The sequence below is a fragment of the Mesorhizobium sp. genome, from assembly GCF_041661565.1.
Taxonomy (GTDB): domain Bacteria; phylum Pseudomonadota; class Alphaproteobacteria; order Rhizobiales; family Rhizobiaceae; genus Mesorhizobium.
The window spans coordinates 51,369-67,695 of record NZ_JBAZUD010000007.1 but is presented as its reverse complement, the minus strand read 5'-3'; the positions used below and the strand labels follow the sequence as shown (position 1 = coordinate 67,695).

13 protein-coding genes are annotated in these 16,327 nt (G+C 62.5%); 5 read left to right on the top strand and 8 right to left on the bottom strand.

Features of this window, described 5'->3' with window-relative positions; genetic code table 11:
* Positions 1 to 491: EamA family transporter (locus WC739_RS02710; protein WP_372951478.1), on the top strand; the 491-nt coding region annotated here is incomplete at its 5' end.
* 16 nt (positions 492 to 507) lie between these two features.
* On the opposite strand, the gene WC739_RS02705 is transcribed toward WC739_RS02710, so the two are convergent.
* From WC739_RS02705 to WC739_RS02680, 6 genes are all read right to left on the bottom strand, one after another.
* Complete coding sequence (locus tag WC739_RS02705; RefSeq protein ID WP_372951476.1) at positions 508 to 1,776, bottom strand: four-carbon acid sugar kinase family protein; 1,269 nt, start codon at positions 1,774 to 1,776, stop codon at positions 508 to 510.
* Positions 1,777 to 1,803: 27 nt separating this feature from the next.
* A complete protein-coding gene (gene pcaF, locus WC739_RS02700; protein WP_372951475.1) occupies positions 1,804 to 3,012 on the bottom strand; it encodes a 3-oxoadipyl-CoA thiolase in 1,209 nt (402 codons plus the stop codon).
* Between the two features lie 64 nt (positions 3,013 to 3,076).
* A complete protein-coding gene (locus WC739_RS02695; protein ID WP_372951474.1) occupies positions 3,077 to 4,525 on the bottom strand; it encodes an NAD-dependent succinate-semialdehyde dehydrogenase in 1,449 nt (482 codons plus the stop codon).
* 182 nt (positions 4,526 to 4,707) lie between these two features.
* The gene (locus tag WC739_RS02690; RefSeq protein ID WP_372951473.1) at positions 4,708 to 5,637 is read right to left on the bottom strand and encodes an SMP-30/gluconolactonase/LRE family protein; all 930 of its coding nucleotides are present in this window, start codon (positions 5,635 to 5,637) and stop codon (positions 4,708 to 4,710) included.
* Between the two features lie 8 nt (positions 5,638 to 5,645).
* The gene (locus WC739_RS02685; protein ID WP_372951472.1) at positions 5,646 to 6,662 is read right to left on the bottom strand and encodes a threonine/serine dehydratase; all 1,017 of its coding nucleotides are present in this window, start codon (positions 6,660 to 6,662) and stop codon (positions 5,646 to 5,648) included.
* Positions 6,659 to 7,471 (bottom strand): SDR family NAD(P)-dependent oxidoreductase, encoded by an 813-nt coding sequence (locus tag WC739_RS02680; protein ID WP_372951470.1) that lies wholly within the window; start codon positions 7,469 to 7,471, stop codon positions 6,659 to 6,661. The genes WC739_RS02685 and WC739_RS02680 overlap by 4 nt, the downstream gene beginning before the upstream one ends.
* 455 nt (positions 7,472 to 7,926) lie before the next feature.
* On the opposite strand from WC739_RS02680, the gene WC739_RS02675 reads away from it, so the two are divergent.
* The 3 genes from WC739_RS02675 to WC739_RS02665 all read left to right on the top strand — a co-directional run bounded on the left by WC739_RS02675 (position 7,927) and on the right by WC739_RS02665 (position 12,842).
* A complete protein-coding gene (locus WC739_RS02675) occupies positions 7,927 to 10,104 on the top strand; it encodes a thiamine pyrophosphate-dependent enzyme (protein WP_372951469.1) in 2,178 nt (725 codons plus the stop codon).
* 28 nt (positions 10,105 to 10,132) lie between these two features.
* Entirely contained in the window at positions 10,133 to 11,746 is a 1,614-nt protein-coding gene (locus tag WC739_RS02670) for an ABC transporter substrate-binding protein (protein WP_372951468.1), read from the top strand.
* Positions 11,747 to 11,882: 136 nt separating this feature from the next.
* Positions 11,883 to 12,842, top strand: a complete 960-nt coding sequence (locus WC739_RS02665; RefSeq protein WP_372951467.1) for an aminotransferase class IV — start codon at positions 11,883 to 11,885, stop codon at positions 12,840 to 12,842.
* An 81-nt stretch (positions 12,843 to 12,923) separates the two neighbouring features.
* Here the strand turns inward: WC739_RS02665 and WC739_RS02660 are convergent, their stop codons facing one another.
* Together WC739_RS02660 and WC739_RS02655 are read right to left on the bottom strand one after the other, a co-directional pair.
* Positions 12,924 to 13,493, bottom strand: a complete 570-nt coding sequence (locus WC739_RS02660) for a malonic semialdehyde reductase (RefSeq protein ID WP_372951466.1) — start codon at positions 13,491 to 13,493, stop codon at positions 12,924 to 12,926.
* 159 nt (positions 13,494 to 13,652) lie between these two features.
* Positions 13,653 to 14,936: an aminotransferase class III-fold pyridoxal phosphate-dependent enzyme gene (locus WC739_RS02655; protein WP_372951465.1), complete on the bottom strand. Its 1,284-nt coding sequence runs from the start codon at positions 14,934 to 14,936 to the stop codon at positions 13,653 to 13,655.
* 288 nt (positions 14,937 to 15,224) lie between these two features.
* On the opposite strand from WC739_RS02655, the gene WC739_RS02650 reads away from it, so the two are divergent.
* Positions 15,225 to 16,286 carry an ABC transporter substrate-binding protein gene (locus WC739_RS02650; protein ID WP_372951464.1) on the top strand — a complete coding sequence of 354 codons (1,062 nt, stop codon included), beginning with the start codon at positions 15,225 to 15,227 and terminating at the stop codon, positions 16,284 to 16,286.
* Positions 16,287 to 16,327: the final 41 nt, after the last annotated feature.

Here is a 16,327-nt window from a genome sequence, read left to right as displayed (position 1 = left end):
GCGTGCTTCTGGCGGTCAAGCCAGGTTTCCAGGAATTCCATCTTGGCCATGCCACGGCCGCGATCACCGGCCTGGCCACCGGCACCTCGATCATCATCATGAGAAGCCTCGGCACCAGCGTGAAGAAAACCAGCATTCTCGGCATGCTGTTTCTCTATCTCGTCGGCGTGAACGCCATCGGAATGCTGCTGCAAGGATTTCACGCGCCGTCCGGCCGGGATTTGCTGTTCATGGCGTGCTCGGGTCTGTTCATCGGCGCCGGCCAATTGTGCTTCGTCACGGCGGCCCGGATCGGTCACGCCAACCAGATCGCCCCGGTCGCCTACACGCAGCTTGGCTGGGCCATGCTGTTCGGCATGCTGCTGTTCAGGGAATACCCGGACCTGTTGGCCGTCATAGGGATCATTGTCATCGCCAGCGCTGGCCTGCTGACGACCGTGCGTGAGAGAATCCGGCGTATCAAGCCCGCCAGTCCGCCCGGAATACGCTAGATCCGAGCTTAGGACGTCAGCCTGTCATTCTCGCCAAGGCCGCTGAAAAAACATCGACGGCGCCGATCTTGCCGGGCTTCAGAAACAGCGAAATATGCCTGTCATCGAGGGAGATGCAGGAGCCGGCGCCCAGATCGTCGAAGGGCAGGACCCGCATGCGCTGGATGCGCAACGCCTCGACGATGGCGCCCGAGGTTTCGCCGCCGGAGACAACGAATTTGCGAAAGCCGCGTTCCGCGAGTTCCGCGGCAATCGCCGCCAAGACCTGCTCGGCCTTGCGGGCTGCGCCCATAACGCCGAAACGCGATTGCGCGCGAGCGACCCAGGCCGGGTTTCCCGCCACGGAGAAACCTATCGCCTGTTCCGTCGAGGCCCGTTTGGCAGCCCATGCCAAAGCGTCGCCAACGAGCCGCCCCTCATCATCCGCGCAGATGTCGATCTCGAGCATGGGGTTGGAACTCGCGAAGTGATCGCGTTGGGCAAGCGTGATCTCGCTGCAACTGCCGACGAGCACGACTTCCCCACCGCGGCCACGGACAGGTGCCGCACGCTCTTCCGAACGGAAGTTCGTCTCGCCCTGGCGCAGTTGGACGGCCAGCTCGATAGCAAGCGCATCCGCGCCCGTCGTGACGCGATCTTTCAGGAAAATCGAGGCGCCGCATCCGACGTCGTCATTGTCGACGCAGTCCATCAGGAAATACCGGACACCCCCTGCCTGCTGGCTTTCGACATAAGCCCGAGCCTGGTCGACACCGCCATGCAGGACACGGTGCGGAAGCAGGCCGACCTTATGACCGGTCTGGCGCTGCAGCACCCGCGCCATGTCGGGGTCGTTCATCGGCGTGATCGGATCGAAGCGCTTGATCGATTCGGAGATCAGCCGGTCCTTGTAGAACAGATAGCCTTCATGCACATAAGTCCGAAGATCGGGATAGCCAGGACTGAACACCAGGCGATCCGCACTGTATTTCCGCATCAGGAAATCGGCACACGGACCGATATTTCCTTCGTCCGTACAATCGAAGGTAGAACAATATTTGTAGAAGAGATGGCGCGTGCCGATGGCATCCAGCGCCGTCGTCAATGCGTCCAGCCGCGCCACCGCATCCTGGGGCGGCATGAAGCGCAGCCGCGTCGCGACGACCACCACTTCCTGGTCGCCGATGTCGGCAAGCACATCGGTATCGCAGACATAGACAACCGGTATGCCCAGCCGTTCGAGATTGCTGGCGACGAACAAGCCACCGGTGAAATCATCGGCAATGACCGCGAACCTGATACTCATGCGATCGCTCCCGGCGCCTTCGTCGGATCAGACCCGCTCGATGGCAATGGCGATGCCCTGCCCGACGCCGATGCACATGGTTGCCAGTGCCAGCCTGGCGCCGCGTTCTCGCAATTCCAGCGCGGCGCTGCCTGTGATGCGTGCCCCGGACATGCCGAGCGGATGGCCAAGCGCGATTGCGCCGCCATTCGGGTTTACATGCGCGGCGTCCTCGGCAAGTCCAAGCTGGCGCAGGACTGCGATGCCTTGTGCGGCAAAAGCCTCGTTGAGTTCCACCACGTCGAAATCGGTGGGCGCCAAACCGAGCCGCTGGCATAGTTTTTTCGTGGCCGGCACCGGCCCCATGCCCATGATCCGCGGTTCGACGCCAGCCGTCGCCGCGCCGAGGACGCGTGCGATAGGCGTCAGTCCATGCTTCCTCGCCGCGGCCTCGGATGCCAGTATCAGCGCGGCCGATCCGTCATTGACGCCGGATGCATTGCCCGCCGTGACCGTGCCGCCTTCCTTGCGAAAAGGCGTCGGCAGCAGCGACAGCTTCTCGACGGTTGTTCCCGCGCGCGGATGCTCGTCCCTGTCGACAATCACGGCGTCGCCCTTGCGCTGGGGGATGGTTACCGGCGCGATCTCCCTGGCAAGCCGGCCATTCGCCTGCGCCGCGACGGCCTTGTCCTGGCTGCGTGCGGCGAACGCGTCCTGGTCCCGGCGGGAAATGGAAAACTGGGCCGCCACATTCTCCGCGGTCTCGGGCATCGAATCCACACCATATTGCTTCTTCATCAACGGGTTGATGAAGCGCCAGCCGATGGTCGTGTCGTATATCTCGGCATTGCGCGAAAATGCCTCGGACGCTTTCGGCATGACGAAGGGCGCGCGCGACATGCTCTCGACGCCCCCGGCGATCATGAGCTCGGCTTCGCCTGCCTTGATCGACCTCGCCGCGATCGAGACCGCATCCATGCCTGATCCGCAGAGGCGGTTCACGGTGGCGCCCGGCACCCCGACCGGCAAGCCGGCCAGCAGCGACGCCATGCGCGCGACGTTTCGGTTGTCCTCGCCAGCCTGGTTGGCGCAACCAAGGATGACGTCGTCGACGGCCTCCCAGTCCACGCCGGCATTCCGGCCGATCAGCGCCTTGAGCGGAACGGCGCCAAGGTCGTCGGCGCGGACCGCCGACAAGGACCCTCCAAAGCGGCCGATCGGCGTGCGGATGTAGTCGCAGATGAAGACTTCGGTCATTGTTCCTCCCGAAAGAGCCGCGCTTCGCATTCGAAACGGCTCGACAATGAATGTCCGGCAGGCCCTATCGGACCTGCAGATGCGTCACGAACTTGGTGTTGAGATATGGCTCCAGCGCATCCGCGCCGCCTTCCGTGCCGTAGCCGGAATCGTTGACGCCGCCGAACGGCACCTCGGGCAGGGCCAGGCCCAGATGATTGATGGAGATCATGCCGGCACGGATGCCGCTCGATATCCTGGCGACGCTTTCAGCCGAACGGGTGAACGCGTAGGCGGCGAGGCCATAGTTCAGCCTGTTTGCCTCCGCCAGCGCCTCGTCCAGGCCGCCGACGGGCACCATCAGTGCCACCGGCCCGAACGGCTCCTCGTTCATGATGCGCGATGTCCTGGGGACACGCGACAGGACGGTCGGCTCGAAGAAATATCCGGAATTGCCGATCCGCTTGCCACCGGTGACGAGTTCGGCGCCAGCCTGCACGGCGTCCTGCACCAGGGCGGCAACGGCCTCCACGCGACGTTCGCTGACCAGCGGTCCCATCGTGGTGCCTTCCGCCAGTCCGTCGCCAACCTTGATGCCCTTTGCCACCGAGGTGAAGGTTTCAACGAATTCGTCATAGACGCCCTGATCCACCAGGAAACGGGTCGGCGACACACAGACCTGGCCGGCATTGCGAAACTTGGATGCCGCCATGACCGTCGCGGCATGCTGAATGTCGGCGTCCTGCAGCACGATCACCGGCGCATGGCCGCCCAGTTCCATCGTCGCCCGCTTCATGTGCTGGCCGGCCAGGGCGGCAAGTTGCTTGCCGACCGGGGTCGAGCCGGTGAAAGAGATCTTCCTGATCGTCGGATGCGGGATCAAATAGGACGAAATCTCGGCAGGCACGCCGTAAACCAGGTTGACGACGCCCGCCGGCACGCCCGCATCGACGAAGGCCCTGACCAGTTCGGCGGGCGAGCCAGGTGTCTCTTCCGGTCCCTTGATGATGATGGAGCAGCCCGTCGCCAAGGCCGCGGACAGCTTGCGCACCACCTGGTTGAGCGGAAAATTCCACGGCGTGAAGGCCGCGACCGGGCCGACGGGTTCCTTCACCTCGATCTGGCTGACGCCAACGGCCCGCGCCGGAACGACACGGCCGTAGGTGCGGCGCCCCTCCTCCGCGAACCAGTCGATCAGGTCGGCGGCGGAAAGCGTTTCCATCCTGGCCTCGGACAAGGGCTTGCCCTGCTCGGCGGTCATCATGCTCGCGATCCGATCGGCGCGTTCGCGCACGAGGTCCCCCGCCTTGCGCATCAGCTTGTAGCGCTCGAAGGCCGACGTCCTGCTCCATACGGCAAAGCCCTTATCCGCTGCCGCAAGCGCCTCGTCGAGATCCGCCTTTTGCGCGTGAGCAAGCTGGCCGAGTACGGACTCGTTGGCGGGGTTGATGATCGGCAAAGTCTTGCCGGCCGCGGCCCCTTTCCACCGACCATCGATATGCAGCAGAACGTTTTGCGGATACGACATCATCAATCTCCGATACCAGCCAGATGCTGGAGCAAATATGGATCTTTCAGTCGGCTGTCGACGGCATCGCATGCGATACCACCCCGCCGATCAGTGGCGTTCTTGAAGGCAACGGCCCTAACTCATACAGGCGAGCCAGCTTGAAATTGCAACAGCCTATTCGATTTTTTTCGCAGCAACTCAACAGGTCAGCCGATGGCTCCTTGGCCGGAATGGTGCAGGGCCAGCCCCGGCTCGTGCCATGCTAGACTGACCAATCGTGCCTGGTGCGAGAGTGTCACGTAGCAAGTCCGCATGTCGCCCCCACCGAAGCACAGATTGGTCACAAGCAGGTCGGGCACGGGATGCACGATCGCCTCGCTGCCTGGCCCGCGAAATTCGAGGATGGCGCACAGGTCCAGTGCCGCCGCGCAGACGGCGCCCGACTGCGTGACGGCCAGGCCATCGAACCGGGCGCGTCCGCCGGGGCTGGCAAAAAGGGTGCCGCCGGCCGGCGCGGGCCAATCCAGTTTTCGGACCTGGCCCGGCGCTTCGACGGTCCACGACCAGATGCGGCCGGTGTAGGTCTCGGCGACATAAAGCGTGCTGCCATCCGGCGACAGCGCGATGCCGTTCGGGGAGATGAGGCCGGAAATGACCTCCCTTATTGCTGAGCCGTCGGCGGCGGCCCAATAGACGGCGCCAAGATCCATATCGCGCTGGCGGCGCTTGCCCATGTCGGTGAACCAGAAGCCACCGGTGCCGTCGAACACCAGGTCGTTCGGCCCGCGCAGCTTATAGTCGCCACACCGGTCATAGAGGTGCTCGACGTGGCCCGATTGGAGGTCGACGACATCGATGCCGCCTCCCTGGTAGTCCGCCCGCTGTGGTCCGGTGCGCAGCCGCCCGTCCTGGACATCGATCCAGTCGACCCCGCCATGGTTGCAGACATAGACGCGGCCGTCCGGCCCCAGCGCGGCGCCGTTGGGTCCTCCCGGGACCGCGGCGATGACATCGACCGACCCATCGGGCAAGACGCGCTTGAGGCTCTCATCCGCGATATCGACAAGGACGACCGAGCCGTCCGCCATCGCGATCGGGCCTTCGGGATAGATGAGATTGTCCGTTACGACCCGCATGCCGCCTGTCATCCGGTCAATCGTTCGGGTGACGGATCGAGGGCGCTATCCGCCATCTCGCGTCGATAGAGATCGAGATCGACGTTGCGGCCGCTGAGCACTACGGCTGCGGTGCGGCCTTTCACATCCATCCTGCCTGCCAGGATTGCGCCCAGAGCCAGCGCCCCACTTGGCTCCGCGACCAGCCCGAATTCCTCGAAGGCCGCCTTCATTCCGGCGCGCGCGTCGTCATCGCTGGCGCCGACGATGCCGGACAGTGACTTGCGGTTGATCGTGAACGTCAGTTCGCCCGGCGTTAGCGACAGCAAGGCATCGCAGATGGTCTTGCCTGATGCGGAGACGGCAACGCGCTCGCCTGCCGCCAGGCTTTGAGCGGTATCGTCATAAGCTTCGGGCTCTACGCCCCAGATTTCAGTGGCCGGCGACAGGGCGCGAAGCGCGAGAGCGCTCCCCGCGATCAGACCTCCACCGGAGCATGCGGCAGCGAACAGATCGATCGCGATGTGCGATGCAGCTGCCTCCTCGGCGATCTCATAAGCGACCGTCGCCGCGCCGGCGATAACCTGCGGATCGTCGAAGGCGGGGATATAAACAAGGCCCTGCCCATCGCGCCATTGGGCAACCAGCGCATTGCGGTCTGCCTTGCGGCGGTCATACGCGACAATTTCCGCACCGAATGCCCGGGTCTGCTCGATCTTGGTGCGCGGCGCATCCACCGGCATCAACACGACGATGCGACGCGCGCCGGCTCGTCGTGCGGCCCACGCCACAGCCAGCCCGTGGTTACCCGAGGACAAAGCGAGGACGCCCCTGGAAAGACTGTCGGCGGACAGTCGCGAGATCCTGTTCCAGGCGCCGCGGATCTTGAAGCTGCCCGTGGGCTGAAGCGTCTCGGCCTTCACGAGCAAGCGGCCGCCAATTTGCGCGTTCAGCCGCTCACTTTCGAACAGCGTCGTCTTGCGGAGAATCGGCGCAAGCCGTCCGGCTGCGTCCTCGATCTCCCGAATATCCGGTCCCCCGGTCATTGTGCCGCCTTGCGATCGGCCAGCGCCTTGGCGCCGATCTCCTCGTTCTTCTGCATGACTTCGAACAGCCGGCGTGGGTTGGAGCCGATCGCCTTGACCACGCGGCCTCGTGCGGACGGAATGCAGACCTCGACTTTCTTCGCCCTGATCGCCTTGAGGATGATCGCCGCTATATCGTCGGGCGAGGCCGCAGCGCGCGCGAAGGCCGCGGTGACGTTTTTCTCCGCCTCGAGTTCAAGCATCGGCGTCTCGGTCGCGCCTGGATGGACAATGGTGAAATCGATCGGCGATGCGCGCTCCTCCAGCGCGATGCCGAAATGCATGGCGCGCAGTGCATGTTTGGAAGCGGCGTAACTCACCAGGCCAGGCAGCGTCAGGAACGACGTCATCGAGCACACCGTCACGACATGACCGGAACCTTGCGCCTTAAAATGAGGGATGACCGTCATGGCTCCGAGCATCGGCCCAAGTGCGTTCACCTTCAGCGTTTGCTCATGCATTTCGAAGGGCACATCCTTGGTCAGGCCGGGATGCGCAATGCCCGCATTGTTCAGAAGAATGTCCAGCCCGCCGAAATGTTGGCGGGTTGCATCGAGCGCCTGTCGCCACATCTCCGGCGAGCAGATATCAAGGTCAATCGGCATGGCATTGTCGCCGAGCTCCGAGGCCAGCTTCCTGGCCGCATCGAAAGCGATATCTGCAATCGCCACCCGATAGGCTTTTTGCACGGCCAACCTGGCGATCGCAGCGCCGATGCCACTCGCCGCTCCGGTTATCAACATCACTTTCGAACGTCGCTGTTCCGTCATTCCTGAACTCCAACACCTTCCACGCCGTCTTCAGCCGGACGGACCAAACAAGCGAGCGCCTCGGGCAATTTGCAGCAAGCGTCCTGTTTGCGTAATGCGCCTTTTATCGATTATGGCTGGTCCAAGGCCAAGGCTGATGCGGTCGACGATTTTCAGTTGCAGCCAAAAAATCTGCTCTCTATAGTCCCTAACCGGATATGAAATTAAATTCCACGCATGAGTTTTCCGGTGTGAGCAGCGTGAGCCAGGTCGTTATGCGAAGTCGGCCCTTGGATGGCGTCGGGGCGGTGGGAATCAACCTCCCGGAATCACGCAATGCCGCCAAACCGGTGGTGTTGGAAAACCTGGCGTGCGGCGTTGAAGCCTTTGCGTCCGACGACCCCATCGTCCGCACCTCAACGCGACGCGAGAAGCTTGGAGCCTGGCTCTGCGTAAGCCCGACGGGAGGGCTGTAGTTGGTGCAGAAGCATGAATTGAGCCCATCCGCGCCCTGGTACAGGATCGAGACCGAGGAGGCGGATTGGGCCGCCGTGCCGGAACGCGACTTGGTCCAGCTTTACAGCCAGATGCAGCTGATCCGGCGCTTCGAGGAGAAGATCCTCGACCTTGAAAAGGCGGGGCTCGTCCATGGTCCGGCACATGCCAGCATCGGCCAGGAAGCAGCGGCCGTGGGCGCCATGTCGATCCTGCGCGCCGGCGACCAGATCAATGGCACGCATCGTGCCCACCACCAAGTCCTGACCAAACTCGTCAATGCGAAGACCCAAGCGGATTTCGACATACGCGCGGCCGATTTTACAGAGCCGATGAGCGACGCGGTCTACCGCCTGATGGCCGAGATCATGGGCCTGCTGCCGGGTTATTGCGAGGGCCGCGGCGGCTCGATGCATATGCGCGATGCGGCATCCGGCGTGGCCGGCACCAGCGCGATTGTCGGCGGCAACATCCCGCATGGCGTCGGCTACGCCCTGGCGGACCGGGTGCTTGGCCGCGACGGTATCTCCGTGACCTTCTTCGGCGACGGCGCTTCGCTGCAGGGAGCGACCTATGAATCCATGAACATCGCCGCGGCCTACAAGCTGCCGGTCATCTTCTTCGTGGAGAACAATCTCTACGCCGTGTCGACGCACATCAACGACGTGACGGCGGAGCCCCGCATCGCCTCGCGCGGCCCCATGCTCGGCTTCACCGGCATCGAATGCGACGGCATGGATGTCGTGTCGGTTCATCAAGCGATGGCCGACGCCCGCGCAATCATCCGCGACGGGCGCGGCCCAGTCGTGGTCGAGGCGAGATGTTACCGGCACTTCCACCAAAGCGGTGGCAAGACAGGCAGCGAGTTCGGCTACCGCAGCCGCGAGGAAGAACAGGACTGGCTGAAACGCGATCCGTTGCGCCTTGCCGAGCAGCGCCTGGCGGCGCTCGGCATACTCGACAGTGCCGGCTTTGCTCACATCGATGCAACCGTCAGTGCCGTCGTTCAGGCGGCCGCCAACCGGCTGACGGAAACCGTGCCGGGAAGCAATCAGCCGCGTATTCCCGAAGCCCTGTGGCCCTCGCCTCAAAGCGTGGATGACGGGATCCTGGCGGATCCATCGGAAATGGCTGGTCTGAAATGCCGTGAGATAGAGGATTTTGCCGAGGAGGAACTGGTCAAGACCCGGTTCGTAACCGCTGCCGGCGAGGCGCTGAGCGCGGCCATGGCAGCGGATCCCACCATCATCGTGCTCGGTGAAGACGTGCACCGTCTTCGCGGCGGCGTCAGCGGGTTCACACGCTCGGCCCTGGAACAGTTTCCCGGCCGGGTGCTGGCAATGCCGATCGCGGAAAACGGCTTTACAGGTGTTGCGCTGGGTGCGGCCCTGCGCGGATTACGGCCGGTGGTCGAGATCATGTTCGGCGACTTTTGTCTCGTCGCCGCCGACCAGATCGGAAATGGCATCGCCAAGGTGCGCCACATGTTCGGCAGCGGCTTTCCCGTGCCGGTCGTCCTGCGCGTGCGGGTGTCGCCGCATACCGGTTACGGATCGCAACATTCGGGGGATCCGTCCGCGCTGTTCAGGCTTTTCCCCGGCTGGCACATCGTGTCGCCGACCAATCCGTTCGACTATGTCGGCCTGCTCAACACCGCCCTGAAATCCAACGATCCTGTCGCCATCATCGAGCATGTCGAGTTCTACCAGCGCGAGGGCCTGGTGCCGCGCGACGAGCGCGACTACTGCATCCCGCTCGGCAAGGCAAAGATCGTACGGTCCGGATCGGCCTGCACGGTTCTGGCGACCTCGGCCATGGTGCCGATAGCGTTGAAGGTCGCCGAGGAAACCGGCATCGATGCCGAGATCATCGACATGCGCAGCATCGGCCAGTTGACCACCGACTGGCCGCTGGTGCTGCAATCCGTCGCCAAGACAAATCGGGTCATCATCGCCGAACAGGTCTCCAGCGGCTTCACGCTCGGACGCCACTGGATCGCCGAGATCCAGTCTCGCGCCTTCGACGATCTAGATCACGAGATACTCCACGTGACAGGCAGTCTGTCGGCTCCCGTCGTATCGGCCGTCCTCAACAAGGCCGCGCTCGGATCGGCCGACAAATTGCGTGATGCGATGGAGTTGATTACCGAGAATGCATAACCTGATCAAAACCAAGAGGAGCACGATAATGAAAATGGGGAACATCAATCAATTTTCGAAGCTGCGCTGGAAGGGCCTGGCTTCGGCGACCATGCTGCTGGGCCTGGCAGCGATCGCCACGCCGGCCGACGCCAAGACCCTGGTGATCGCACGCGACATGGACATCAACTCGCTGGATATCACGCGCGGCTGGTGCGACACCTGCATGATCTACAACGCCGCGGTGTATGACGGCCTCGTCGGCCTCGATGCCCAGAACAAGCTGGTTCCGGTTATCGCGGAAAGCTGGGAAGCAAGCGCCGACCAGACGACCTTCACCTTCAAGCTGAACCCCAAGGCCAAGTTCTCCGACGGTTCGCCCGTCGAGGCCAAGGATGTCAAATGGTCGTGGGAGCGGCTGAAGAACATTAAGGGCAGCCCTTCCGACCTCGCCGCTTCGATCGCATCGATCGAAACGCCGGACGCGGCAACCGTCGTCGTCAAGACGGCGGCGCCGAATTCAGAACTCCTGAATGTGCTGGCCGCCAGCTATTTCGGCGTCGTCAACAGCGATGTCGCACAGGCCGAAGGCAAGGCATCGTCCGCGGCGGACGCCGCGACGACCGACCAGGCGGAACCCTGGTTCCTGGCCCACTCGGTCGGCGCCGGTCCGTTCGTGCTGGAATCGTACCAGCCTGGCTCCGAACTGCGCCTGAAGCGCAATGAGAACTATTGGCGCGATCCGGCCAAGGTCGACGAGATCGTCATCCGCCAGGTCGGCGATGCTGTCGCGCAGGCCCAATTGCTGCAGAGCGGGCAGGCGGACGTCGCCATGAACATCGATCCGGAAACCGCCAAGACGCTGACCGGCGACAATGTGAAGACCGAGTCCGCGCCTTCCAACAATTTCGTGTACATGACGCTCAGCCCCGGCGCGGTTTCGAATCCCGTACCGATGACGCCGGATATCCGCGAAGCCATCTCCATCGCGGTGGATCGCAATTCGCTGATCGAGTTCACGCTCGGCACGGGCAATGGCCGGTTGATTTCCGTGCCCTTCCCGCTTGATTTTCCAGGCGGCGCCAACCACCCTGTTCCGGAATACAATCCGGAAAAGGCCAAGGAAATCCTGGCGAAAGCCGGTCATGCCGACGGATTCACCCTCGATGCGACCTACCCCAAGCTGAACGTCTACGGCGTGGACTTCACACTGGCCATGCAGAAAATCCAGCAGGACCTGGCCAAGGTGAACATCAAGCTGGAATTGCAGCCGGTCGAATTCCCGAACTGGCGTGAGAAGGCGACGAAGGATCACATTCCGCTTTCCTTCGTCTTCTTCGCACCGGATTTCTACGGCACGTCGCAGTATGTGGGCTATTTCGGCCTGGCGCCGGATTCGCCCTGGGCAAAGCGTGGCGGCGGAGAACGCGATCCTTCCTTCCTGTTGCCCGACACCAAGACCATGCTGGCGGAAGCGTTGAAGTCGACGCCGGAGCAAGCAGAGAAGATCTACTTCGACATCGGCGAGAAGATCCGGGCCCAGAATGTGATCATTCCGATGATCAGCCCGAACACCATTCTCGCCTACGGCAGCAAGGTCCACGGCGTCCGCAGTTCGCCGAGTTCCAACGTGCCGCTCTATGAGATCTCGATCGACAATTGAGACTGGTAAAGCAACCAAAGAAAAGGCCCCCTCCCCGGGGGCCTTTTTTCTGCAGATCCGCAGGATTATAGTTGACAAATCAGCGGCTTAAGCTCAAATTTCCATAATCAAAAAATATCCACTTTCGGAGGTTTCGGTGTCCTATACGGATTTCATCTTCACTGACTACCGAAAGCGCGTGGCGGAGTTGCAGGCGAGCGACAACCCGCTTGCCCAAGGCGTCGCCTATATCGAGGGCGAACTTTATCCGATCAACGAGGCGCGCATCCCGATCCTTGACCAGGGCTTCATGCACTCGGACCTGACCTATGACGTGCCGTCGATATGGGACGGTCGCTTCTTCCGGCTGGATGACCACCTTGATCGGTTCGAGCGCAGCATGAAAATCCTGCGCCTTCGCAGTGCGCTGGACCGCGATGGTATCCGCCAGAAGCTGGTCGAAATGGCTGCGAAGAGCGGGATCCGCGATGCCTATGTCTGCATGATAGTGACCCGCGGCCTGAAATTCATCCGCCAGTACAGCCCGGAAGAAATCGAGAACAACCTCTACCTCATCGTTCAGCCATTCCTCTGGGTCATGGGCGAGGAGATGCAGAAGACCGGCGGGTCGGCGATCATCGCGCGCGACGTGCGCCGTGTGCCGCCCGGCGCGATCGATCCAACCGTCAAGAATCTGCAGTGGGGCGACTTCGTCCGCGGAATGTTTGAGGCGCGCGATCGCGGCGCCAACTATCCCATCCTGACAGACGGCGATGGAAACCTGACCGAGGGGTCCGGATTCAATGTCTGTGTCATCAAGGACGGGATCCTGCGGACGCCGAAGCGCGGCGTTCTGGAAGGCGTGACGCGCAAGACGGTTCTTGAGGTTGCCCGCGCAAACGGCATCGAATGCCATGTCGAGGACGTGCCGGTCAGCGCCGCCTATGACTGCGACGAACTGCTGTTCGTGACCACGGCCGGCGGCGTCATGCCCATCACCACGCTGGACGGAGCGCCCGTCGGCAATGGCGACGTCGGGCTCCTCAGCAAGACGATCTGGAAGGCCTATTGGGAAGCGCACTACGATCCGATGCGCAGCTTCGCAATCAACTATTGAAGGCTTGAGGACGGGAAGGTTCCCGGCGTACCAACGCAAGAGACGGCCGTTAAAGCCACCTCTTTCGTTGCCGTGCGAAGCTCAGGCGAAGACGCACGCGTCTTCGAACGCGAGCCGCGGCAGCCTTGCGAAGAGACCGGACGGATCGCCATAGCCAAGGTTGACCAGGAAATTGCTTTTCCAGCCTGTCCCGGCGAAGAACGCTTCATCGACGATGTCATTCTTGAAGCCTGACATCGGACCCGTGTCCAGGCCAAGCATCCGCGCCGCGATGATAAGGTAAGCGCCCTGGAGGCTGCCATTGCGGAACGCTGTCTCCTGGATTGTTTCCGGGCTTGAGGTGAACCAGGAGCGTGCGTCCGCATGCGGAAAAAGCTGCGGCATGCGTTCATAGAATTCAATATCGTGGGCGACGATGACCGTCACCGGCGCGGCCATTGTCTTGTCGGTGTTTCCACGGCTCAGAGAGGGGCGCAATTTCTCCTTGGCGTCCTTCGTGCGCACGAACACGAAGCGCGCGGGGCAGCAATTCGCCGAAGTCGGCCCCATCTTCACAAGATCATAGAGCTCCCTGAGAAGCTCGTCCTCGACGGGTCGGTCCACCCATTTGTTATGGGTGCGTCGCTCGGTGAAGATGGACAAATCGGCCATTGACTGTCTTGGGCTTATGATGCGCGATGGAAGACCGCGAGAGCGAGCACAGCCGCATTCCCGCCGCCCAGCAAATGTCCGACAACCCGCGAACACCAGATCACGGCAGAGCTGCCCGATAGAGGGTCTTCCCGGCCACGGTCCGGCTCTCGCCTGGCCTCAACGGGCTCGCTTCAGCCGGGCGATCACCAGGGGATTCTCGTTCGCCGGAATTCGCGCACGATCGGCCTTCAGTTCAGCGAAAGCGCGCTCGCTCGCCTGCAGCGTCTGATCGATGTCAGCGGCCGTCATCGCCGCATTCAGGAACATGTTGTGGTAAGGGTGGAAATAGACGCCGTGTTTGAGCGCGTTCGCCACCCAGGCATATCCAAGCCGCATGTCCGGATCCTCGTGGAACAGGATCTGCGGCATCTGGGACGGACCGGTCTGGCGCAGCGAGAAGCCGAAAGCGGCGGCCTGCTCGTCCAGCCCGGCGCGCAGCCTGTCGCCCAAATCGACCGTCTGTTCAAGATATCTGGTTTCGCGGATGAGCCGCAGCGTCTCAACGCCGGCCGCCATCGGCACGGCGGAGAACCAGAACGATCCGGTCGCGAAAATCGAACGCGCCGCCGCGTAGAAGCGGTGCGAGCCGACCATGGCCGAGATCGGATGCCCGTTGGCGATCGCCTTGCCCCAGCAGCTGATATCCGGCTGAACACCCAGGATCGACCACGAGCAATCCCGCGCCAGCCTGAAGCCGGCGCGGACATCGTCGACGATGAGGGCGACATCCTGGGCATCGCAAATCTTGCGCACGGCCTGGGCGAACTCCACCGACGGGATCATCTGGTCGGCGAACACCTCATGTCGGAACGGCGTGGCGAAGATACCGGCCAGGTCCCCTTCCGCCTGGCGCACCGCGGCCTCGAGGCTTTCGATGTTGTTGTATTCATAGGTGATGATGTTGCGGCGGTCGTCGTCGACGATGCCGGTCCGGTTGGGCGTGCACCATGGCTGGCTGCCATGGTAGGCGCCGACCGCCACGATGATCTTGCTGCGGCCCGAGTAAGCGCGCGCCGTCGTCATGGCCATCGTGGTCGCGTCACTGCCATTCTTGCAGAACATCGCCCAATCGGCATGCGAGATCATCGACACCAGCGCTTCGGCCAGATCGACCATGACATGCGAAGGTCCGGTCATCGTGTCGCCGAGGTCGGCCTGCTTGCGCGCGGCGGCCTCGATATCGGCATTCCCATAACCGAACAGGTTCGGTCCGTAGGCGCTCATATAGTCGATATATTCATTGCCATCGGCGTCCCAGAGCCGGGCACCCTTCGCGCGGCTGAAGAACTGGGGGAAGTCGGCAGGCAAAAGCGCAGTCGATTCATGACCATACATACCGCCCGGGATAACGCGACGCGCCCGCTCCACCAGTTCTGAATTCTTGCGGTTCGACCAGGGCATCGCGAAAAGACCTCCATTTTTCGGAACGGGCTATAGCAAGAAAAATATCCACTATCAACGCGAATCAGGATGGATTGCCCCGAAATTTTCCGCTACAAAAATCGAGGAGCAAGTACCGGCGCTGGAAACGCACGACCGTGCAAGCTCTACAACCATGTGGCTTTGGAGAACAATCCATTTGGACGATCGTCGGACAGCACAGGCCGCCAACCTGCAACGACAGTTCGCCCGGCAAACAGGCCGGATGGCGCGCGCAACCTGGTCCACCAATCAAAAAAGGGGAACTTCATGAAGAACATCGCAAATCGCCTGAGCAGACGCAGCGTTCTGAAACTTGGTGCGGGCACGGCCGCGGTCTCGCTGATCGGCATGCCGGCCATCGTTCGTGCCGCTCCGGCCTCCCTGGCTGTCGCAAATGGCGGCGGCGCGTTGGGCGACGCCTTCAAGGTGGCCTTCTTCGACACGTTCGAGAAGAAGACCGGCGTCAAGATCATCAGCGCCCCGTATCTGGAAGGCGCGCGTTTCAAGGCCATGGTCGACGCCGGAGCTGTCGACATCGACGTTGCCGACACGGACTCTTCAGAAGTGGCGCCTCTCGCGGTTGCGGGGCTGCTCGACGAAATCGATTATAGCGTGGTGCCGAAGGACGGCTTGATAGACGGCGCGGCCAGCAAGTACTGGACGACCTGCTACGTCGCCGGCTGCGTGCTCAGCTGGAATACCGACGCCGCCGCCAAGAGCAGCCGTCCGAAGAACTGGCAGGAATTTTTCGATCCGAAGGTCAAGGGTCGCCGCACGCTCTGGAAGAACGCCGCCCAGACGCTTGAAGTCGCCGCACTTGGCGCGGGCCAGCCGATCGACAAGCTTTATCCGCTCGATCTCGACAAGGCCTTCGCAATGCTGGACGGCATCCGCTCGCAAATCACCTGGTGGACGTCGGGCGCGCAAAGCGCTCAGCTGCTGGCAAGCAACGAAGCCGACTACGGCATGTGCTGGAACGGCCGAGTAGACCCCATCAAGCAGCAGGGCGGTCCGGTCGACTACACGTTCGAGAACTCCCTGCACACGCCCGGCATCTGGAGCCTGCCCAAGGGCGGCAAGAACCGCGATACGGCGATGCAGTTCATCGCGCACTGCATGGACCCCGAGCATCAGGCGACATTTTCAAAGCACATTCCGTACGGCCCGACGGCGAACGCCGCGTTCGATCTGCTGAGCCCGGACGAACGTGCCCGCATGCCGAGTGCGCCGGAAAACGCCAAGTCGGCGGTCACCATCGACGGCGACTACTGGCTGAAGAACGGCACGGAGATCTATGATCGCTTCAACAACTGGGTCGTGTCACAGTAAGCAGCGGTGACGAGGCCAAACGGTGCGGGCAAGCCATTGCC